At 71.5% G+C, this 18563-nt stretch carries 23 protein-coding genes, 1 pseudogene and 1 riboswitch; of the genes and pseudogenes, 12 read left to right on the top strand and 12 right to left on the bottom strand.

Annotated features, from left to right (window positions below; genetic code table 11):
- Positions 1 to 435, bottom strand: coding sequence for a GNAT family N-acetyltransferase (locus ACFWVP_RS11390; RefSeq protein WP_384495655.1), 435 nt, complete (start codon positions 433 to 435; stop codon positions 1 to 3).
- Between the two features lie 242 nt (positions 436 to 677).
- On the opposite strand from ACFWVP_RS11390, the gene ACFWVP_RS11385 reads away from it, so the two are divergent.
- Both ACFWVP_RS11385 and ACFWVP_RS11380 read left to right on the top strand, forming a co-directional pair.
- Entirely contained in the window at positions 678 to 905 is a 228-nt protein-coding gene (locus tag ACFWVP_RS11385; protein WP_014157595.1) for a hypothetical protein, read from the top strand.
- The gene (locus ACFWVP_RS11380) at positions 902 to 1273 is read left to right on the top strand and encodes a fic family toxin-antitoxin system, toxin component (RefSeq protein WP_384495654.1); all 372 of its coding nucleotides are present in this window, start codon (positions 902 to 904) and stop codon (positions 1271 to 1273) included. Before ACFWVP_RS11385 ends, ACFWVP_RS11380 begins: the two co-directional genes overlap by 4 nt.
- A gap of 70 nt (positions 1274 to 1343) precedes the next feature.
- On the opposite strand, the gene ACFWVP_RS11375 is transcribed toward ACFWVP_RS11380, so the two are convergent.
- From ACFWVP_RS11375 to bioB, 4 genes are all read right to left on the bottom strand, one after another.
- Complete coding sequence (locus tag ACFWVP_RS11375; RefSeq protein WP_384495652.1) at positions 1344 to 2021, bottom strand: class I SAM-dependent methyltransferase; 678 nt, start codon at positions 2019 to 2021, stop codon at positions 1344 to 1346.
- A 68-nt stretch (positions 2022 to 2089) separates the two neighbouring features.
- On the bottom strand, positions 2090 to 2779 hold the full coding sequence (bioD, locus tag ACFWVP_RS11370) for a dethiobiotin synthase (protein ID WP_384495650.1): 690 nt from the start codon (positions 2777 to 2779) through the stop codon (positions 2090 to 2092).
- A gap of 1 nt (position 2780) precedes the next feature.
- Entirely contained in the window at positions 2781 to 4085 is a 1305-nt protein-coding gene (locus ACFWVP_RS11365; protein WP_384495648.1) for an adenosylmethionine--8-amino-7-oxononanoate transaminase, read from the bottom strand.
- Complete coding sequence (gene bioB, locus ACFWVP_RS11360) at positions 4078 to 5289, bottom strand: biotin synthase BioB (RefSeq protein ID WP_384495647.1); 1212 nt, start codon at positions 5287 to 5289, stop codon at positions 4078 to 4080. Before bioB ends, ACFWVP_RS11365 begins: the two co-directional genes overlap by 8 nt.
- 143 nt (positions 5290 to 5432) lie before the next feature.
- Between bioB and ACFWVP_RS11355 the strand changes: the two genes are divergently transcribed.
- The gene (locus tag ACFWVP_RS11355) at positions 5433 to 6581 is read left to right on the top strand and encodes an 8-amino-7-oxononanoate synthase (RefSeq protein WP_384495645.1); all 1149 of its coding nucleotides are present in this window, start codon (positions 5433 to 5435) and stop codon (positions 6579 to 6581) included.
- Between the two features lie 6 nt (positions 6582 to 6587).
- Here ACFWVP_RS11355 and ACFWVP_RS11350 read toward each other — a convergent pair whose 3' ends face one another.
- Both ACFWVP_RS11350 and ACFWVP_RS11345 read right to left on the bottom strand, forming a co-directional pair.
- Complete coding sequence (locus tag ACFWVP_RS11350) at positions 6588 to 6821, bottom strand: DUF397 domain-containing protein (RefSeq protein ID WP_384495643.1); 234 nt, start codon at positions 6819 to 6821, stop codon at positions 6588 to 6590.
- A 31-nt stretch (positions 6822 to 6852) separates the two neighbouring features.
- The gene (locus ACFWVP_RS11345; protein ID WP_384495641.1) at positions 6853 to 7710 is read right to left on the bottom strand and encodes a helix-turn-helix domain-containing protein; all 858 of its coding nucleotides are present in this window, start codon (positions 7708 to 7710) and stop codon (positions 6853 to 6855) included.
- A gap of 230 nt (positions 7711 to 7940) precedes the next feature.
- Here ACFWVP_RS11345 and ACFWVP_RS11340 point away from each other — a divergent pair, with 230 nt between their 5' ends.
- Complete coding sequence (locus ACFWVP_RS11340; RefSeq protein ID WP_384495640.1) at positions 7941 to 8372, top strand: ATP-binding protein; 432 nt, start codon at positions 7941 to 7943, stop codon at positions 8370 to 8372.
- Positions 8373 to 8434: 62 nt separating this feature from the next.
- Here the strand turns inward: ACFWVP_RS11340 and ACFWVP_RS11335 are convergent, their stop codons facing one another.
- Positions 8435 to 9352, bottom strand: coding sequence for a LysR family transcriptional regulator (locus tag ACFWVP_RS11335; protein WP_384495638.1), 918 nt, complete (start codon positions 9350 to 9352; stop codon positions 8435 to 8437).
- Between the two features lie 72 nt (positions 9353 to 9424).
- Between ACFWVP_RS11335 and ACFWVP_RS11330 the strand changes: the two genes are divergently transcribed.
- Positions 9425 to 10072, top strand: a complete 648-nt coding sequence (locus tag ACFWVP_RS11330) for a LysE family translocator (protein ID WP_384495637.1) — start codon at positions 9425 to 9427, stop codon at positions 10070 to 10072.
- Between the two features lie 18 nt (positions 10073 to 10090).
- Here the strand turns inward: ACFWVP_RS11330 and ACFWVP_RS11325 are convergent, their stop codons facing one another.
- The 4 genes and pseudogenes from ACFWVP_RS11325 to ACFWVP_RS11310 form a co-directional block, all read right to left on the bottom strand.
- Positions 10091 to 10561, bottom strand: coding sequence for a C40 family peptidase (locus tag ACFWVP_RS11325; RefSeq protein ID WP_384495635.1), 471 nt, complete (start codon positions 10559 to 10561; stop codon positions 10091 to 10093).
- Positions 10562 to 10564: 3 nt separating this feature from the next.
- Positions 10565 to 10761: riboswitch (cyclic di-AMP (ydaO/yuaA leader) on the bottom strand.
- Positions 10762 to 11101: 340 nt separating this feature from the next.
- Positions 11102 to 11415 (bottom strand): annotated as a pseudogene (locus tag ACFWVP_RS11320) (hypothetical protein).
- Positions 11416 to 11442: 27 nt separating this feature from the next.
- Positions 11443 to 12054 (bottom strand): ATP-dependent Clp protease proteolytic subunit, encoded by a 612-nt coding sequence (locus ACFWVP_RS11315; RefSeq protein WP_384495873.1) that lies wholly within the window; start codon positions 12052 to 12054, stop codon positions 11443 to 11445.
- Positions 11943 to 12938: an ABC transporter permease gene (locus ACFWVP_RS11310; protein ID WP_384495634.1), complete on the bottom strand. Its 996-nt coding sequence runs from the start codon at positions 12936 to 12938 to the stop codon at positions 11943 to 11945. Before ACFWVP_RS11310 ends, ACFWVP_RS11315 begins: the two co-directional genes overlap by 112 nt.
- 140 nt (positions 12939 to 13078) lie before the next feature.
- Between ACFWVP_RS11310 and ACFWVP_RS11305 the strand changes: the two genes are divergently transcribed.
- The 7 genes from ACFWVP_RS11305 to ACFWVP_RS11275 all read left to right on the top strand — a co-directional run bounded on the left by ACFWVP_RS11305 (position 13079) and on the right by ACFWVP_RS11275 (position 18440).
- Positions 13079 to 13699 carry a TetR/AcrR family transcriptional regulator gene (locus ACFWVP_RS11305; protein ID WP_384495632.1) on the top strand — a complete coding sequence of 207 codons (621 nt, stop codon included), beginning with the start codon at positions 13079 to 13081 and terminating at the stop codon, positions 13697 to 13699.
- Positions 13700 to 13836: 137 nt separating this feature from the next.
- Positions 13837 to 14139, top strand: coding sequence for an urease subunit gamma (locus tag ACFWVP_RS11300; RefSeq protein ID WP_384495631.1), 303 nt, complete (start codon positions 13837 to 13839; stop codon positions 14137 to 14139).
- Between the two features lie 12 nt (positions 14140 to 14151).
- A complete protein-coding gene (locus ACFWVP_RS11295; RefSeq protein WP_384495629.1) occupies positions 14152 to 14463 on the top strand; it encodes an urease subunit beta in 312 nt (103 codons plus the stop codon).
- A complete protein-coding gene (locus tag ACFWVP_RS11290) occupies positions 14456 to 16177 on the top strand; it encodes an urease subunit alpha (protein ID WP_384495627.1) in 1722 nt (573 codons plus the stop codon). Before ACFWVP_RS11295 ends, ACFWVP_RS11290 begins: the two co-directional genes overlap by 8 nt.
- A 76-nt stretch (positions 16178 to 16253) precedes the next feature.
- The gene (locus ACFWVP_RS11285) at positions 16254 to 16919 is read left to right on the top strand and encodes an urease accessory protein UreF (protein WP_384495625.1); all 666 of its coding nucleotides are present in this window, start codon (positions 16254 to 16256) and stop codon (positions 16917 to 16919) included.
- 49 nt (positions 16920 to 16968) lie between these two features.
- Positions 16969 to 17646, top strand: a complete 678-nt coding sequence (ureG, locus tag ACFWVP_RS11280; RefSeq protein WP_384495624.1) for an urease accessory protein UreG — start codon at positions 16969 to 16971, stop codon at positions 17644 to 17646.
- Positions 17643 to 18440, top strand: a complete 798-nt coding sequence (locus ACFWVP_RS11275; protein ID WP_384495622.1) for an urease accessory protein UreD — start codon at positions 17643 to 17645, stop codon at positions 18438 to 18440. Before ureG ends, ACFWVP_RS11275 begins: the two co-directional genes overlap by 4 nt.
- The last annotated feature ends 123 nt before the right edge of the window (positions 18441 to 18563 follow it).

The raw sequence follows: 18563 nt of genomic DNA, 5'->3' as shown, positions 1-18563 counted from the left end.
TCAGACGGTCAGGCGCTTCACCCATCTGCTCCAGTGGGCCTCCCGCACATACCCCGCCGCACGCCAGGCATGCTGCGCGAGCGCGTTGCGGTCCAGGACCATCGCGTCGCCCCGCCGCCCGCCCAGCGCGGTGAAGCGATCCTCCGCGGCGGCGAGCAGCGCCGCGCCGACACCGCGACGCCGCTGGTCCGGGTGAACGGCGAGCCGGTACAGATGGCATCGCCAGCCGTCGAAGCCGGCGACGACCGTCCCCACGGGCATGCCGTTCCGTTCGGCGAGGATCAGGGCGCCGGGGTCACGTGCGACCAGCCGTTGGACGCCGTCACGGTCGTCGCTGATGCTGGTGCCCTCGGCGGCGACCCTCCAGAACGCCAGAACCGTATCGACGTCGTCCGCCGTCGCTGTGCGGATCACAAGATCAGTCATGGCCGTCATCCCATCATCGGCGGAACGCGGGAGTCGAGCGGATTCCGGTGCGCGGGCGGACTCCGGCGGGCGGGCGACGGCCCCGGACGCACGGCCGCGGAGGGCCGCAGACGCATGGCGGCGGACGTATGTCCGCATAGGGCCGCAGGCATGTGGCCCTATGCGGACGGCCGTAGACGCGCGGCGCAGATGTACGGGCCACGAAGTGGTTCCTCTTGCCGGTGCTAGCGCGGACGCGCTAGCGTGATGCCGTGCCCAAGACTCAGCTGAACGTTCGCGTGGACGAGGCGACAGCCGAAGCGGCGCGGCAACGCGCCCTGCAGCGGGGGATGAGCGTGAACCGCTACATAGAGGAACTCGTCAAACAGGATGCGGGCGAGGTCGGACACACCTTCGTCGAGGCAGCGGCCGACTTCATGAAGCAGTACGAGTCGGTGTTCGCCGAGGAGTTCGGCCCGGAGCGCGAAGGTACCCGTTGAACCTGCAGATCGATCTTTCCTGGCTGCTCATGGTCGCCGAGCACAAGACGCCGGGGGATCCGCAGGTCGTCGACTGGGGCGCGCTCGTAGCGGCCGTCAGCCGGCACGAGGCGGAGATCTTCGGCAGCCCCGTCTACAGCGACCCGCACTCCCGGGCGGCAGCCATGCTGCAGCTGCTCCTCCACGTACCGGCGCTCGAACACTCCAACGCCATGTTCGCGTCCGCGGTCGCCTACGGCTACCTCGTCGCCTCGGGGCTGAAGGTCATCACGTCGCCCGAGCAGGTGCGCGATCTCGCCCGGCTGGTGAAAGAGGGCAAGGCGGACGTCCGGGTGATCGCCGAAGAGCTGCGCCAGTGGAGCCTGTGACGCCTGTGACCCGGCCTCCTGACTCATGGACGCCTCTGGGTATGTGGTGAGCCGTTGGGGCCCGGGAGCCTCAGTCCACGACCATGGATTTGCGGGCCACACCGAGCACACACGGTGTGGACGGCAGTTGCACGCCCTTCTCCGGAATCCGGAGCCTGCGGTACACGCCGAGCTCGAAGCCGGCCGCCTCGATCGCCGCGAGTGTGTCCCGCGACGTGTGACAGCCCCCGAACAGCAGCGGCCAGACCGTCCGGTCCACCGCCCGCTGGGCCGTCGCCAGCGCCCGTCCCTGGGCAAGTGTGTGCTCGAAGAAGCGCAGTTCACCGCCCGGCCGGAGCACCCGCTTGATCTCGGACAGGGCCCGCGGCAGATCCCGCACGGTGCACAGCACCAACGACGCCACCGCCACGTCGAAGGCCTCGCTCTTGACCGGAAGAGCCTCGGCGGTGCCCGGTACGACATCGACCGGGACCTCCGCACGCAGCCCGGCACGGGCCGCCAGCTGACGCAGACCGCGCTCGGGTTCGATCGCCACCACCTCGGACACGGACCCCGGGTAGTGAGCGAAGTTGAGGCCGTTTCCCGCGCCGATCTCGATGACCCGGCCCGAGACCCCGGACAGCAGCTCGTCACGGAGGCGGGCGACACCGCCCCTGAGATCCGCGGTCACGCTCATCCGGGCGTAGAAGCGGGCGAAGACCGGATGGTGTACCGCGTCCCGCGGGATCTTCGTGCTGCGCAGACGCATGACGGACCTCCTCGGCGGACGGGTACGGCTCTCCTTCGATTCTCCCCCGTGCGGGCCCGCTCAGCCCTTCATCGGACGATCCGGTCCCCGCCCAGCTCCGGGGCCAGCCAACTCGCCGCCCGCGCACGGAAGTCGTCGGGCGACAGTGATCCGGCCCCGGCGGGGACCACGCCGAGCAGCGGGGCGCCCGCGGCGACCGGGAGGTCCTCGATGTTGCACCGGGAGGCCAGATCCGGATCGGCCGGCATGCTGCCCACCACGACACCCGGACATTCGAGGCCACGGGCCCGCAGTGCCTCCGCCGTCAGCGCGGTGGCATTGAGGGTCCCGAGGCCCGCGGGTGCCACCACCAGCACGGGCGCGCCCATCAGCCGGGCGGCGTCCGCGAGCGTGGAGCCCTGCTCGTCGAAACGTACGAGCAGCCCGCCCGCGCCCTCGACCAGCACCAGATCGTGCTCCGTCGCCAGTTTCTGCGCCGCCTCGGCGATCTCGTACGGACGTACGGGCGGCAGACCGGACCGTCGCGCGGCGGTCTCCGGGGCCAACGGCTCAGGAAAACGGCCCAGTTCCACCGCCGTCACATGGCCGCCCGCCAGCCGCACGACCTCGGCGGCGTCTCCCTGCTCACCGGGTGCGAGACCGGTCTGCGCGGGCTTGAGCACCGCGACCCGTCTGCCACGGCAGGCCGCCGCCACAGCGGCGGTCACCACCGTCTTGCCGATTTCGGTGCCCGTACCGGACACCACCAGAATGGTCATCTCAGCCCTCCCGCGCCGCCGCGCACACGGCCCGGCAGATCCGCGCCACATCGTCGTCACCCGTCACGTACGGCGGCATCGTGTACACGAGGTCGCGGAACGGCCGCAGCCATACGCCCTCGCGGACGGCCGCCCGGGTCGCCGCCGCCATGTCCACCTCGTGATCGAGCTGTACGACACCGATCGCGCCCAGCACCCGTACGTCCCGCACGCCCGGCAGACCGGTGGCCTCGGCGAGACCGTGCCGGAGCCCGGCACCTATCCGCTTCACCTCCTGCTCCCAGTCCTGGCCCAGCAACAGGTCCACGGAAGCGCACGCCACCGCCGAGGCGAGCGGATTGCCCATGAACGTGGGCCCGTGCGCCAGCACCGGCACCTCCCCGCTCGAAATGCCCTCCGCCACCCGAGTGGTGCACAGCGTCGCCGCGAGCGTCAGATATCCGCCGGTCAGCGCCTTGCCGACACACATGACGTCCGGGGACACCCCTGCGTGCCCGGCCGCGAACAGCTTGCCCGTACGGCCGAATCCCGTGGCGATCTCGTCGAACACCAGGAGGACGTCGTTCGCGTCGCAGGCCTCGCGCAGCACCCGCAGATAGGCCGGCGAGTGGAACCGCATGCCGCCCGCGCCCTGCACCACGGGCTCCACGATCACCGCGGCCAGTTCGTCGGCGTGCGCCGCGATCAGTTCCCGCAGGTGTTGGACGTAGGCGTCGTCCGGCTCCGCGTCGAAGCCGTCCGGCGGCGCGTCCGCGAAGACCTGCCGGGGCAGCGCACCCGACCACAGCTCGTGCATCCCGCCCTCGGGATCGCACACCGACATCGGCTGCCAGGTGTCCCCGTGATATCCGCCGCGCCACGTCAGCAGCCGGTGCTTGCCGGGTCGCCCGGCCGAGCGCCAGTACTGCAGGCACATCTTCACCGCGACCTCGACCGAGACCGATCCGGAGTCGGCGAGGAAGACGTGCCGCAAAGGCTCCGGGGTGATCTCCACCAGCCGCGTCGCCAGCCGGACGGCGGGCTCATGGGTGAGGCCGCCGAACATCACATGGCTCATCCGGTCCAGCTGTCCGCGGGCCGCCTCGTTGAGCACCGGATGGTTGTAGCCGTGCACCGCCGACCACCAGGACGACATGCCGTCCACCAACTCGTGCCGGCCGTGGGCCGGTTCGGCGAGCCGGAGCCGCACCCCGGACGCGGACTCCACGACCAGCGGCTCCTGACGGCCCGGCATCGGGCCGTACGGATGCCAGACGTGGGCCCGGTCCAGGGAACGGAGTTCGGCGGGGGAGAGCGGTTCAGGCATTGGGCGCGATGTCCGTACCGGCGCCGCGACGCCTGACCGCCACCAGATCCGTCCGAGCCGCATCCGTACGCACCGACTCTGTCCGCACCGGTTCCGTCCGCACCGGTTCCGTCCGCACCGCCGGGACCTCGGCGGCCTCGGGGGCGTCGCCGCAGGGAGCGCAGCCGCCGTCGTGCGAACCGCAGCCGCCGCCCGCCGCGGCCCGGTGCCGGGGAAGTGTCGTCGTGTCCGTCCCCTCCACCTCGAAGCCGGCGTCCGCGATCATGTCGAGGTCGGACTGACCCGACTGGCCCTCGGTGGTCAGATAGTCGCCCAGGAAGATCGAGTTGACCAGGTTCAGGGCGAGCGGCTGCATCGAGCGCAGATGGACCTCACGCCCGCCCGCGAGCCGCACCTCGACATCCGGGCAGACGAACCGGACCATCGCCAGGATGCGCAGGCACCGCTGCGGGGTGAGGTGCCACTCCTCGGCGAGCGGGGTGCCCTCGATCGGGATCAGGAAGTTCACCGGAACCGAGTCCGGGTCCAGCGCGCGCAGCGAGAACACGACGTCCACCAGATCGGCGTCGGCCTCACCCATCCCCGCGATCAGCCCGGAGCACGCCGAGAGGCCGGCGGCCTGGGCCTGCTGCACGGTGTCCACCCGGTCGGCGTACGTGTGGGTGGTCGTGATCTCCCCGTACGTCCCCTCCGAGGTGTTGAGGTTGTGGTTGTACGCGTCGGCGCCGGCGGACCTCAGCCGGTCGGCCTGTCCCTCCGAGAGCAGGCCGAGGCAGGCGCACACCTCGACGTCCTCGTGCTGCTCCTTGATGGCCTCGATCGTCTGCGAGACCCGGTCGACGTCCCGGTCCGTCGGCCCACGCCCGCTCGCCACCAGGCATACCCGCTTCGCGCCGCCGGCCACCCCGGCCGCGGCGGCCTTCGTCGCCTCGTCCGGCTTCAGCCAGGTGTACTTGAGGATTCCCGCCTTGGAACCGAGCCGCTGCGAACAGTACGAGCAGTCCTCGGGGCAGAGCCCGGACTTCAGGTTCACCAGATAGTTGAGCTTCACGCGCCGCCCGAACCACTGACGGCGCACCTTTCCGGCCGCGGCCACCACGTCGAGCAGTTCGTCGTCGGAGGTCGCCAGCACGGCGAGCGCTTCTTCACGGGTCGGCAGTTCGCGCCGCAGCCCCTTGTCCACCAGCGTGTTCAGCAGGTCCATGGCCCCGATCCTGACGTACGGCACCGCCTTCGGCCAAGGAGGAACCGGACAGTAGAGGTGGCCGAGGGTGTGTGTATTGCCACACCCTGACCTGCTGCGCACCCCGCTAGGGTCTGTGAGCTGCCTACAAAAGGGACCGCCCCATGTCCTTCGCCCCGTTCGACTGGATCGACGACGAGGCCCGTCGCCGTGCCGCGGCCGGACTCGTCCGCAACCTTCGCCCCAGGTCCGCCGAATCGGAACTGCTGGACCTCGCGAGCAACGACTACCTCGGTCTCAGCCGCCATCCCGAGGTCACGGCCGCCGCGGCCGAGGCGGCCCGCCGGTGGGGGGCGGGTGCCACCGGCTCGCGGCTGGTCACCGGGTCCACCGCGCTGCACGCCGAACTCGAACGGGAGCTGGCGGACTTCTGCGGCTTCGAAGCGGCCCTCGTCCTGTCGTCCGGTTACGCCGCCAACCTGGCAGCCCTCACCGCGCTCACCGGGCAGGGCTCGCTGATCGTTTCCGACGCCGGGAACCATGCCTCGATCGTCGACGGCTGCCGCCTCTCCCGCGCGGCGACCGCCGTCGTCCCGCACGCGGATCCGGGCGCCGTGGGCAAGGAACTCCGTGCCCACGGCGGACAGGCGCTGGCCGTGACCGACTCGGTCTTCTCGGTGGACGGCGACGCCGCCCCGCTGACGGAGCTCGCCCAGGTCTGCCGGGACGGGGGAGCGGCGCTCCTCGTGGACGACGCGCACGGCCTCGGCGTCCTGGGCGAGGGCGGACGCGGCGCGCTCGGTGCCGCCGGGCTCGCGGGCGGCGAGGACATCGTGGCCACACTCACCCTGTCGAAGTCCCTGGGAAGTCAGGGCGGGGGGGTCCTCGGGCCGGCCCGGGTCATCGAGCACCTGGTCAACACGGCCCGTACGTTCATCTTCGACACCGGTCTCGCGCCGGCGGCCGCGGGCGGCGCTCTGGGCAGCCTGCGGCTGCTGCGCCGCGAACCGGAACGGGCGGGCAGGGCCCGGGCCGTCGCCACCGAACTGCACGACCGGCTGACGGCGGCCGGGCTGACCGCCGTGCGCCCGGACGCGGCCGTCGTGTCCGTCCGCGCACCGTCGGCGGAGGCGGCGGTGCGCTGGGCCGCGGACTGCCGCTCGGCCGGACTCGCGGTGGGGTGCTTCCGGCCGCCGTCCGTCCCGGACGGCATCTCCCGGCTGCGGCTGACCGCACGGGCCGATTTGACCCGGACGGAGATCGCGGCCGCGGTGGCCGCGATCGTGGCGTCGGCTCCCGCCCCCGCCGGCTGAACCCCGTCAGCCCTCCCGGTGTTCCGGCAGCCGGGACACGAAGGACGTCCAGGCCGCCGCGGTGAAGCGTAACGGCGGCAGGTCCACGTCCTTGGAGTCCCGTACGGCGAGTCGACCGCCGCCCAGGGGCGCGGCCTCCACGCAGTTGTTCATCCCGGTGCTGCGGCTGCTGCGCCGCCACCGGAGTGCGGGCTGTGCGGGCTCCACAGGCTTCACGGGCTGTGCGAGACGGTCGGACATCGTGCCCCCCTCGGGCAGTCAGAAGGTCCGGTCAACCGCCGCGGCCGACTGCGGCGATGAGGTCCAGCGAACGCTCCGGCGACAGCGCGTGAGCCTGCATCGTGCGGAAGGCCGAGCTGTACGCCTCAAGGTCTTCTCTCCGCTCCAGATAGAGACTACTTGTCAAATGGTCAAGAACGACCACATCCAGATCAGAAATGGCTGGGAAAGAGAAGATAACGAAAGGGCCTGTGAGGCCGATGTAGCTGCCCGCCCGGAACGGGAGCAACTGAAGCTGCACATGAGGCAGTTGTGCCACCGTCGCCAGATGGTCCAGTTGGTTCCGCATGACCTGCGGGCCGCCGACGCCACGCCTCAGCACGGCTTCGTCGAGTACGGCACTCAACCGGAGAGGGCTGGGCGCGTGCAGCACTCCCTGCCGTGCGAGCCGCACCTCCACCAGGGAGTCCAGCTGTGCGGGCGGCAGTCCGTCCAGGGAGGACCGGGTCACCGCCCGCGCGTAGTCGGCGGTCTGCAGCAGTCCCGGCACCACCGAGGTCTCCAGGGTGCGGGCGGCCCCGGCCTGCGACTCCAGGCTGATGAAGTCGCGGTACTGGGGCGGGATGAGGCCGCGATAGGCGTGCCACCACCCGTTGCCGCCCCCGCCCGCCGAGCCCGCGAGTGCCTGCAGCAGGGAGCGGAGCTGCGTGTCGTCCACCCCGTAGGCGTCCAGTAACCGGGTCACGTCGGCCGGCCTCACCCCGCTCGCACCCGTCTCGATCCGGCTCACCTTGGACTGGTGCCAGCCCAGCAGCCGGGCCGCGTCACGGCTCGTCAGTCCCGAGCTGTGACGCAGACCGCGCAGTTCCTCGCCGAGCTTTCGACGACGTACGACAGGGCCGTGCCTCATGCCGGCCTCCTTCCGCTGTACGGAGAGCCGGCCCGTACCGGGACGGCTCGGAAAGGGGCCAGTGTTGCGCCCGTATGGGGCTTACGGGGCAGAGTTCACCGTATTGAGCGACAGATATATGCATATCTTGGTGGATCGCCGTTACAGAGGGCAGCATCAGTGGCAGTCTGACGCGAAGCACAATCCAGGCCGATCGCGGGTCGGTCCGGGCGGGAAGGGACGGCGTCGCCATGGCGGACCATCAGGAAGCAACCGTCACTCTGCCGAGCGATCCGGCCTCGGTGTCCGCGGCCCGGAGACACGTGGCCAGGGTGCTCACCGAATGGGGTCTGCCCGATGACACCGAAGCCGCCGACGTCATCCGGCTGATCGTCTCGGAACTCGCCACCAACGCCGTCCTGCACACCTTCGGGCAGTCACCCACCTTCACGGTGGATCTCCGCCTAGACCGGGACGTGGAGCTCTACCTCGGCGTGACGGACAGTCACCCGCGCTGGCCCCAGCGGCTGCCGGCTGCGGTGCAGCAGGACAACGGCCGCGGCATGGTGATCATCCGGGCCCTGGCCAAGGAGTGCGGCGGGCGGCTCGGCGTCAGCCCCACCGCGGACGGCGGCAAGACCGTGTCGATCGCCCTTCCCTGGTCCGGGCCCGCGCAGAGCTGACGTCCGGTACGGACCTGATGCCCGCGCGGATCCGATGCCCGGCACCGGGCACGCGCCGGCGGTCACTGTGTACCCGCCGCCCGGCCGAAACCGCTTCGGAGCAAGGCCCTCAGAGTGGTCGCCGCGGCGGTGTTCCGGTCGCCCCGGTGCACCACGGAGATCGTCCGCCGGAAGGCCACGGGCTCCAGCCGGCGTACGGCGAGTGGGGTGGAGGACATCGACGCGACCATCTCCGGCACCACCGCGACCCCGAGACCGGCGCTCACCAGCGCGCACACCAGCGCGTAGCCGGGGGATTCGCACACCACGGCGGGAGTCGCCCCCGCCTCGGCGAGTGCACGTTCCACCCCACGGCGAGGCGGATGGGCGGGTGCGCTGCTGATCAGCGGGCGGCCCGCCAGCTCGGCCACGGGCAGCGGGCCGCTGCCCTCCGACAGCACATGGCCGACCGCGGTGACCAGTACCAGCTCCTCCACGAGCAATGGATCCGCGGACACACCGGCCGGCATCGGATCGGCGGCAGCGGGCTCGTACGCATGGGTCAGAGCGAGATCCACGTCGCCGGCGGCCACGGCGGCGACTCCGAAGGGCGGCTCGTAGTCGGTGACGGTCAGCTCCACATCGGGGTGCGCGCGCCGGAACGCGCTGAGTACGGGGGGCAGCAGATGGATCCCGGCCGTCGTGAACGTACCGACGCGCAGCCGCCCTCCCGACAGCCCCGCGAGCCGGGCCAGCTCGTGCCGCGCCTGGTCCATCTCGTCCAGCACCCTCCTGGCCCGTCCCGCCAGCAGCTCCCCGGCCGCCGTCAGCCGTGCCCCGCGATGGTGGCGCACCAGTAGCGCCGCACCGGCCTCCCGCTCCAGCTTGGCCAGCTGCTGGGAGAGTGCGGGCGCGGTGTAGCCGAGCCGAGCGGCGGCCCGCGTGATCGAACCGGCCTCGGCCACCGCCACCAGCGCGGCCAGGCGTGTCGGGTCGTACATTAAGCGTTCCTTTTGGTGGACCCAGAAGATTGCAAGTACACGCTAAAGGGCCGGCCGGGTCAGGGTGTACTCATGGACGCACAACTGCTCGCCTTCATCGGGGTGGCCGCCGGGATGGTCGCGCTGCCCGGCGCCGACTTCACCGTGGTCGTACGCAACGCGCTCGCCTCGCGCGGATCGGGGGTCGCCACGGCGGTCGGCGTCGCCGCGGGCCTGCTGGTGCACACCGCGCTGGCAGTCGCCGGACTCGCCGCGGTGCTCGTGACGATGCCCGTACTCTTTCGCGCCGTGCAGTTGCTCGGTGGCGCCTATGTGCTCTATCTGGGGCTCAGCGCCCTGTACGCGATACGGCGCCGGCGAGCGGCGGGCGAACGGGCCCAGAAGCCGGACGAGGCCGGGTACAGGGCGCCGATGAGCCCCGGACGCTCACTGCGCCAGGGATTCCTCACCAACGCCCTGAATCCCAAGGCGCCCGTACTCTTCCTGAGTCTGCTGCCCCAGTTCGTCCCCGAGGGGCAGCCGCCCCTCCCGAGGACCCTGCTGCTGGCCTCGGTGGTCGTACTCCTGGCGCTCGTCTGGTTCCCGGCCGTGGCCCTGCTCGTGGACCGGCTCGGCCGGTGGCTGCGCCGGCCGCGTACCGCCCGCGCCATCGAGGGCGGCAGCGGCGCGGCGCTCACCGCGCTGGGGCTCGTCCTGGTGGGCGGGCCCCTGCTGCACTGATCCGAATCGCTACGACCGTCAGCGGACCCTCCCGTACCAGACGCTCTTCGACCAGATCTTCTCCAGCCGGACCACGGCCCCGGACTTCGGCGAGTGCCAGATCTTCCCAGCGCCGGCATAGATGCCCACGTGGTAGACACTCCGGCCCGCGTGGAAGAAGACCAGGTCGCCGCGTTGCCGCTGCGACCTGGTGAGGTGGCGGGTCTTGTTGTACTGCTGCTGGGCCGTGCGGGGGAGTTTCTTGCCCGCCTTCTTGAACGAGTAGAGCGTGAGGCCCGAGCAGTCGAACCGGTGGGGGCCTGTGGCGCCGTAACCGTACGGCGACCCCTTCTTCGAGGCGGCGATCTTGAGCGCCTTCGTCGAATGGGTCGCGGCCTCGGCTTCGTCGACGAGGCCGGGGGCCAGCATGGTGGTGCCCAGAGCGATGGTGAGAACCGAGGCCGTTCCGGCTCGGGCGATCAGAGACGGGACATGAACCTGCGCAGTCATGCGCAACCCTTCGTCAGCCGCCTGTGAAGGATGACCTGTCGGGTTCGGGCTGGCGAAGTTGCCCGGCCGCACAAGGCGGCTTCACCCCGAGGACCGCCCGGGTGTCCGGTCGGCCCGTTGTGCTCGGGTCCTCCACTCCTGCCGATCCACTTCTGTCGACCAGGCATCCGGACAGTGGCAGGACTCGGCGTCCGCCCGGACCGCCCCGCCGCGGTGGCGGGGGCTTGTCGTCTCAGGGATCTTTACTCACGCACCGCCGGATTTCCGAGCTGAAATGGCGTTATGTGAGAGTCATCACGACTGATCCATTCGGGTGGACGGGGCGGATCCGGGCCCTCGGCGTCGTCGGTCGACCAGCCCCGTACCAGCGGCGGAACGACGTATTCCGTTCAGTGTCCGCGCGGATTGCGCAAGTTGAGCTGTCCCTCGTGCGGGGGGCCGTCTACGCCGAACGAGCGAGGAAATTCGATCGACCCGTCGGGCGTGTCGTGAACGGGCGCCGAAAGGCCGGTGGCGTGCAGGAGTCGGGCGGGGCGCCGGTCAACTCGCTGGCCGGGGAGGCATGGTGACCCGCCCGGCGCACCGCTCCCCGTCCGGCAGCCGCGGCGCGCGTGCCGGTGGGGACGCGTGGATCGACGCCTCGCCCCGCTCGTGCACGAGTGCGAGCGCGTCGCGGAAGGCCGCGGCCCGCTAGGCCGGCGCCTGCGCAGCCCGCAGCGCCCCGTACGCATACGGGTCGGCCAGATCCGGCCCACCTGGCCGAGCGCTTCCAGGTACCGGTCGATGAACTCCGCCTCGGTGCGGGTCGGTGCGGGGAGCGGGCGAAAACCGGGGCGAGCGCGTGGGGGATTCACCTCGCGGGGAGTGGTGGGCCGGTACGGCTAGCGATTCTCAACGACGTGGTCCACGATTCCGTACGCCAGGGCGGCCGGTGCGTCGAGGATGGTGTCCCGCTCGATGTCGGCACCGATGTCCTGTGCGGAACGCCCCGTGTGACGGGCCGGCATGGCGGTGAGCGTCTCGCGCACGCGCACGCGCACCGACTCACGTGCCTCGATCCCGAGATCGGAGAGCCGGCCCCGCACCGGTTCGTCCGGGGCGGGCTGCCGAACGACTGCCCGGGCGCCGGGCAGGGCGTGTCGGCGTCCGGGCGCGAGCAGCACGGCGGCACTGGATCCCGCCTGGCCGAGACAGAAGGCTTCCACCTCACAGGTGAGGTACGGCATGGTGTCGTAGATCGCCTTCACGGCGAGTCGGGAGGCGCGTGCGTGCCGGTACGGCATGGCCCGGGTCGATGTCGACGAGGCCGGAGCAGCGGAAAGCCGTGCAGCAACCGCCTGACACGGCGGAGGACGCACGGCCTGTTCCGGTGCGAGACCGCTCAGCCCACCGGGACTGGATCGGGCCTGTGTACGGAGGGATCGGCGCCGTCGGTCCGCTCCGGGCGCCTGCGCCCGCCGATCAGGACCGCGACCAGGCCGAGCGCCGCCCAGGCCGCCAGGACCGACGCGGCACCGCCCGCGGCGCTGCCGTCGAAGAACGCCACCGAACGGAGCAGTGAGCCGCCCGCGCCCGGCGGCAGCCACTGCCCGATCACGCCGACCGGCTCGGGGAGCAGTTCGGGCGCGCTGGTGGCGCCGGAGAACGGATTGCCCAGCAGCACCATCAGCAGCGCGCCCAGGCCTATGCCCGGCGTGCCGATCAGGACGGCGAGCCCGGCCACGGCCGAGCCGATCGCCAGCACGGTCAGCCCCATGACGCCGGCCTCGGCCCACCAGCCGCCCGTGATCACGCCGAGCCAGCTGTGGGCGACCGCGGTCGCCACGATGCCCACCAGAGCCGCTGTGACGGCCAGGGTCACCGCTGCCCGGGCGCCGCGCAGCTTCATCAGGGTCACGACCGCCCCGGAGGCGACTCCGGCGAGCGCCAGCGGCAGGATGCTCGCGCCGAGCGCGCTGCCGCGGGGGTCCGCGGCCGGCGCCGCCACGACATCGGTCACCGGTACGGCGGTCCCGGCGGGCGCCGCGCCCGCGACCGCCTCGGTCAGCAGTTGGGAGACGACGGGGCTCGCCGCCGACGCGGTGAGCAGTTGCGGCCCCTTGTCCCCGGCCACGACCGCGCCGTATACGACCCGGTCCTCGATCGCGGCGCGAGCGGCGGACGCGTCGTCGTAGCGGTGGATCTCGAAGGCCCCCTCATGCCGTTCGAGCTGCTCGTGCAGCTGATCGGCCGCGGCCGCGGAACCGGCGACGCCCACGGGCAGGTCGCGCGGCGCGATCCGCGCGGCGGGCCACGAGAAGGCCCAGAGGGCGAGCGCCACCATCAGGGGGACGAGCAGGATGACCGCCACCGCACGGTGGTTCGGTGCAGACGGCATGGCGAGCGCCTCAATTCGAAGAGGGGGTGATTCAGGGCGATCAGGGGATATTTAAAGAGAAGGATCGTTCGTTTTACGGAGTCCACTGTCCTGTCGTCGTGACACTTGTCAAGAAGGAACGTTCGTTTTAGGTTTGGGTCATGGCACGCGTATCGCAGGAGCACCTCGACGCCCGCCGTCGGCAGATCCTCGCCGGGGCCGCGCGCTGCTTCGCGGGCAACGGCTTCCACGGCACCTCGATGCAGGACGTGCTGAAAGAGGTCGGGCTGTCGGCGGGTGCCGTCTACCGCTACTTCGCGGGCAAGGAGGACCTGATCGCGGCCATCGCCGACGAGGCCTTCCGCGGCATCCGGCAGGCGTTCGAGGAGGCGGCCGATCTCACCCCGCCGCCCACTCCCGACGTGCTGCTGGGCAGGGTGCTGCGCCGTGTGATCACCGGGCAGGTGTACGGGATGGAGCGCCGCGCGTGTGCCGCGCTCATCGTCCAGGTGTGGGCCGAGACCCTGCGCGACGATCGGTTGGCGAAGACCCTCGAGGACGGCTTCACGGGTATGCGTGCCACCTGGGCGAAGCTGGTGGAGGCCTACCGTGCGGCCGGCCTCATGCACGCCGACGTGCCCGCCGACGACGTCGCCCGCACGATGATCGCCACCGCTCAGGGGTTCATGGCGCAGGAAGCGCTGTTCGGCGGGACGGAGCCCGAGGTGCTGGAGAACGGGCTGCGCGGCCTGATGTCCATGGATCCGCAAAAGATCAGTTAACGCGCCGGAAAAACTTCCGCCCTAACGTGCAATACCTGGCCGCGGGGCCCGGTTCGTCATTCAACAGACCGTTGAAGGCGGATAGGGTCCCGCTGCGCCCGGGGCCGGTACCGGGCGGAAGACGAAGAGGTGGAAGCGTGCAACTGACTCCGCACGAACAGGAACGCCTGCTCATCCACGTGGCGGCCGACGTCGCCGAGAGGCGCAGGGCGCGCGGGCTGCGGCTGAATCATCCCGAAGCGATCGCCCTGATCACCTCGCACCTCCTGGAAGGAGCGCGCGACGGCCGGACCGTCGCCGAACTCATGGCCTCCGGCAGGAAGGTGCTCACCCGCCTGGACGTCATGGACGGCATCCCGGAGATGATCCACGACGTACAGGTCGAGGCCACCTTCCCGGACGGCACCAAGCTCGTCACCGTCCACGATCCGATCGTCTGACGGGGGCGGCCGATGATCCCCGGAGAGATCCTGTACGCGGACGGCCCGGTGCCGCTCAACGAGGGGCGCCCCGTCACCCGCCTCACCGTCCTCAACGCGGCGGACCGGCCCGTCCAGGTCGGCTCGCACTACCACTTCGCCGAGGCCAACCCCGGTCTGGACTTCGACCGCGGGGCTGCCCACGGGCTGCGGCTGAACATCGCCGCAGGGACCGCGGTGCGCTTCGAACCCGGCATTCCCGTCGACGTCGAACTCGTCCCGATCGCAGGCCTGCGCATCGTCCCCGGCCTGCGCGGCGACACCGGAGGTCCCCTCGATGCCTGAGCTCAGCCGCCCCGTGTACGCCGACCTGTTCGGGCCCACCACCGGCGACCGCATCCGGCTCGCCGACACCGATCTCGTCGTCCAGATCGAGGAGGACCGCTGCGGCGGTCCCGGGAGGGCCGGTGACGAGGCCGTGTTCGGCGGCGGGAAGGTGATCCGCGAGTCGATGGGGCAGGCGCGCACCACCCGCGCCGAGGGCGCACCCGACACCGTGGTCACCGGCGCCGTCATCATCGACCACTGGGGCGTGGTCAAGGCGGACATAGGCATCCGTGACGGTCGGATCACCGGCATCGGCAAGGCCGGGAACCCGGACACGATGGACGGCGTCCACCCCGATCTGGTCATCGGGCCCGAGACCGAGATCATCGCGGGCAACGGCAAGTTCATCACCGCGGGCGCCATCGACGCGCATGTCCACTTTATCTCGCCGACCCTGGTCGACCAGGCGCTCTCGTCGGGTATCACCACGCTCGTCGGCGGCGGCACGGGACCGGCCGAGGGCACCAAGGCCACCACCATCACCCCGGGACCCTGGCACCTCGCCCGGATGTTCGAGGCACTGGAGGCCTACCCCGTCAACATAGGCCTGCTCGGCAAGGGCAACACCATGTCCCGTGAGGCCATGCACTCCCAACTGCGGGCCGGGGCACTGGGATTCAAGATCCATGAGGACTGGGGTGCCACCCCCGCCGTCATCGACGCCTGCCTCGGCGTCTGCGAGGAGACCGGCGCACAGCTGGCCATCCACACGGACACACTCAACGAGGCCGGTTTCGTCGCCGACACGCTGGCCGCCATCGCCGGGCGCTCCATCCACGCTTACCACACCGAAGGTGCGGGCGGTGGGCACGCCCCCGACATCATCAGCGTGGTCTCGGAGCCCTATGTCCTTCCCAGCTCCACCAATCCGACCCGGCCGCACACCGTCAACACCATCGAGGAACACCTCGACATGCTGATGGTCTGTCACCACCTCAATCCCGCGGTGCCGGAGGACCTCGCCTTCGCGGAGTCCCGGATCCGGCCCTCGACCATCGCGGCCGAGGACATCCTGCACGACCTGGGTGCCATCTCGATCATCTCCTCGGACTCACAGGCGATGGGGCGCATCGGCGAAGTGATCCTGCGCACCTGGCAGACCGCCCATGTGATGAAGCGGCGACGGGGCTCCCTGCCCGGTGACGGTCCGGCCGACAACCACCGAGCTCGTCGCTATGTCGCCAAATACACCATCAACCCGGCGGTCGCCCAGGGGCTCGACCGTGAGATCGGCTCGGTCGAGACCGGGAAGCTCGCCGACCTCGTGCTGTGGGACCCGGCCTTCTTCGGCGTCAAGCCGCAGACCGTGATCAAGGGCGGCCAGATCGCGTACGCGCAGATGGGCGACGCCAACGCCTCGATCCCCACCCCGCAACCGGTCATGCCCCGCCCGATGTTCGGCGCCGTGGGCCGGGCCCCCGCGGCCAACTCCCTCAACTTCGTGTCCGGGGCGGCCATCGAGGACGGGCTGCCGGAACGGCTGGGGCTCGGGAAGCGGTTCGTGCCGATCACCAGCACGCGCGGAGTCACCAAGGCGGACATGCGGGAGAACGACGCCCTGCCCCGCGTCCGGGTCGATCCCGACAGCTTCGACGTCACCATCGACGGTGAGCGGGTCGAACCCGCGCCGGCCGCAGAACTGCCCATGGCACAGCGCTACTTCCTCTTCTGACCGCTCGATCCCGCCAGCCCCACCAGCCCCACCATCCACCGAGTTCACCGAGTTCACCGAGGGCAGGACTGCACCCATGACCACGCGCGCCGCCCTGCTCGTCCTCGCCGACGGCCGGTTCCCCGCCGGTGGCCACGCCCACTCCGGTGGCGCCGAGCCGGCCGTCAAGGCGGGACACATCCGCGACGCCCAGGACCTGGCCGGCTTCTGCCTGGGCAGACTCCACACCACCGGCCTCACCTCCGCAGCCCTCGCCGCGGCTGCGGCCCACGGCCTCGACCCGCTCACGCTCGACGAGGCCGCCGACGCCCGCACCCCGTCACCCGCGCTGCGGGCCGTCGGGCGCAAGCTCGGTCGCCAGCTCATGCGGGCGGCACGGGCCACCTGGCCCAGCCCCGAACTGGCCGCGCTCGCCGAAGCCCGGCCGCGCGGCGCCCACCACCCCGTCGTCCTCGGCCTCACCGCACGCGCCGCCGGCCTGACCCCGCAGGACGCCGCACACTGCGTCGCCTACGAAGCGGTGAGCGGTCCGGCCACCGCGGTCGTCAGGCTGCTCTCCCTCGACCCCTTCGAGGCCACCGCAGTCCTCGCCCGCCTCGCACCCGCGCTCGACCAGGTCGCCGAACAGGCCGCAGCGGCCGCACGGGACGGCATCGACGCACTACCCGCCGCCTCCGCCCCGTTGCTCGACATCACCGCCGAAGGACACGCGGCCTGGCCGGTCCGCCTGTTCGCCTCCTGAACCCCGCCAGACCGCCCCCACCGCCCCGACACCGCCAGGAGCCGCACCCATGCACCTCGACCACACCCACCACGGGCCCGCAGCCGTCAGTGCCGACGCCGCACGTCCCGACGGGACCCGTCGCGCCCTGCGCATCGGTCTCGGCGGACCGGTCGGCTCGGGGAAGACCGCCACCGTCGCCGCCCTGTGCCGCACCCTGCGCGACCGGCTGTCCATCGCCGTCGTCACCAACGACATCTACACCCGTGAGGACGCCGCCTTCCTCCTCCGCAACGCCGTCCTGCCGCCCGAACGCATCCAGGCCGTCGAGACCGGTGCCTGTCCGCACACCGCCATCCGCGACGACATCTCCGCCAACCTGGAGGCGGTGGAGGACCTGGAGGACTCCGTGGGGCCCCTCGACCTCATCCTCGTCGAGTCCGGCGGCGACAACCTCACGGCCACCTTCTCCAAGGGGCTCGTCGACGCACAGGTCTTCGTCATCGACGTCGCCGGCGGCGACGACATCCCGCGCAAGGGAGGCCCGGGAGTCACCACCGCCGACCTCCTCGTCATCAACAAGACCGACCTCGCCCCGTACGTGGGCTCCGACCTGGACCGGATGGCCCGCGACGCCGCAGAGCAACGCGGCCACCTCCCCGTCGTGTTCACCTCCCTCACCTCCGCCGAGGGGGTCGCGCCCGTCGCCGACTGGGTACGGGCGCAGCTCGCCGCCTGGGCCGCATGAGCGTCAAGGCCACCGCGCGGATGACCGCGGTCCCCGACGGCCGCGGCGGCACCGCCCTCCCCGTGCTGGAGAGCGAAGGGCCGCTCGCCCTGCGCCGCACGAGATCGCCGGAGCCCGGATACGCCCGGGTCACCGTGGTCGGCGCGATGAGTGCGCCCCTGGGCGGAGACCGGCTCGCCATCGAAGCCCGGGCCGAGGACGGCGCGCTGCTCACCGTGGACTCCGTCGCCGCCACCGTGGCGCTCCCCGGCGCGGGACCTGACGCGGGCCGCGCCTCGTACGACCTGCGCCTGAGCGCGGGGGAGGGCGCCGAGCTCCGCTGGCTCCCCGAGCAGCTCATCTCCGCGTGCGGCAGCGAGCTCGACCAGACCACCCGGGTCGAACTCGCGCCCACCGCACGGCTGGTGTTGCGCGAGGAGCAGATCCTGGGCCGGCACGGCGAGGACACCGGCAGTCTCACCACCCGCCTGACCGTCCGGCGGGCCGGCCGTCCGCTGCTCGACCAGCAGCTGGCGTACGGACCAGGTGCCCCCGGCGGATGGGACGGTGCCGCTGTCCTGGGCGGCCACCGGGCCGTCGGGCAACTGCTCGTCGTCGACCCGGCGTTCGAGGCCGCTCCGCCCGCACCCCGGGGGCTCGGTCCCACCGCCGTGCTCACACCACTGGCCGGACCGGCCGTTCTGGTGACGGCGCTGGCCCCGGACGCCCGGCTCCTGCGCGTCGTCCTGGACGACGCGTTGGAAGGGCTGCTGGACGGGCTGTCGGAGAGGCTGAGGACAGCTCGCGGGGCCTGAGTCCGCTCAGCGGGACAGTACGCACCGGCTATTGGTTCGGTAAAGAAACACGCGCACGCCCTGTCCTCAGCAACCGCACAGACGAAAGGATCCGCTGGACGCGGGAACTCGTGCGCCGCCCCG

Origin of the sequence: Streptomyces sp. NPDC058637, assembly GCF_042717325.1 — a bacterium.
Classification (GTDB): domain Bacteria; phylum Actinomycetota; class Actinomycetes; order Streptomycetales; family Streptomycetaceae; genus Streptomyces.
The sequence above is the reverse complement of the archived record's forward strand: the minus strand, read 5'-3'. Positions and strand labels throughout refer to the sequence as shown.

Coding starts and splice junctions, on each gene's coding strand:
- ACFWVP_RS11390 (WP_384495655.1), bottom strand. CDS start 435: ATGACGGCCATGACTGATCTTGTGATCCGCACAGCGACGGCGGACGAC.
- ACFWVP_RS11375 (WP_384495652.1), bottom strand. CDS start 2,021: ATGCGTCTGCGCAGCACGAAGATCCCGCGGGACGCGGTACACCATCCG.
- bioD (WP_384495650.1), bottom strand. CDS start 2,779: ATGACCATTCTGGTGGTGTCCGGTACGGGCACCGAAATCGGCAAGACG.
- ACFWVP_RS11365 (WP_384495648.1), bottom strand. CDS start 4,085: ATGCCTGAACCGCTCTCCCCCGCCGAACTCCGTTCCCTGGACCGGGCC.
- bioB (WP_384495647.1), bottom strand. CDS start 5,289: ATGGACCTGCTGAACACGCTGGTGGACAAGGGGCTGCGGCGCGAACTG.
- ACFWVP_RS11355 (WP_384495645.1), top strand. CDS start 5,433: ATGTCCTTCGCCCCGTTCGACTGGATCGACGACGAGGCCCGTCGCCGT.
- ACFWVP_RS11350 (WP_384495643.1), bottom strand. CDS start 6,821: ATGTCCGACCGTCTCGCACAGCCCGTGAAGCCTGTGGAGCCCGCACAG.
- ACFWVP_RS11345 (WP_384495641.1), bottom strand. CDS start 7,710: ATGAGGCACGGCCCTGTCGTACGTCGTCGAAAGCTCGGCGAGGAACTG.
- ACFWVP_RS11340 (WP_384495640.1), top strand. CDS start 7,941: ATGGCGGACCATCAGGAAGCAACCGTCACTCTGCCGAGCGATCCGGCC.
- ACFWVP_RS11335 (WP_384495638.1), bottom strand. CDS start 9,352: ATGTACGACCCGACACGCCTGGCCGCGCTGGTGGCGGTGGCCGAGGCC.
- ACFWVP_RS11330 (WP_384495637.1), top strand. CDS start 9,425: ATGGACGCACAACTGCTCGCCTTCATCGGGGTGGCCGCCGGGATGGTC.
- ACFWVP_RS11325 (WP_384495635.1), bottom strand. CDS start 10,561: ATGACTGCGCAGGTTCATGTCCCGTCTCTGATCGCCCGAGCCGGAACG.
- ACFWVP_RS11310 (WP_384495634.1), bottom strand. CDS start 12,938: ATGCCGTCTGCACCGAACCACCGTGCGGTGGCGGTCATCCTGCTCGTC.
- ACFWVP_RS11305 (WP_384495632.1), top strand. CDS start 13,079: ATGGCACGCGTATCGCAGGAGCACCTCGACGCCCGCCGTCGGCAGATC.
- ACFWVP_RS11295 (WP_384495629.1), top strand. CDS start 14,152: ATGATCCCCGGAGAGATCCTGTACGCGGACGGCCCGGTGCCGCTCAAC.
- ACFWVP_RS11290 (WP_384495627.1), top strand. CDS start 14,456: ATGCCTGAGCTCAGCCGCCCCGTGTACGCCGACCTGTTCGGGCCCACC.
- ACFWVP_RS11285 (WP_384495625.1), top strand. CDS start 16,254: ATGACCACGCGCGCCGCCCTGCTCGTCCTCGCCGACGGCCGGTTCCCC.
- ureG (WP_384495624.1), top strand. CDS start 16,969: ATGCACCTCGACCACACCCACCACGGGCCCGCAGCCGTCAGTGCCGAC.
- ACFWVP_RS11275 (WP_384495622.1), top strand. CDS start 17,643: ATGAGCGTCAAGGCCACCGCGCGGATGACCGCGGTCCCCGACGGCCGC.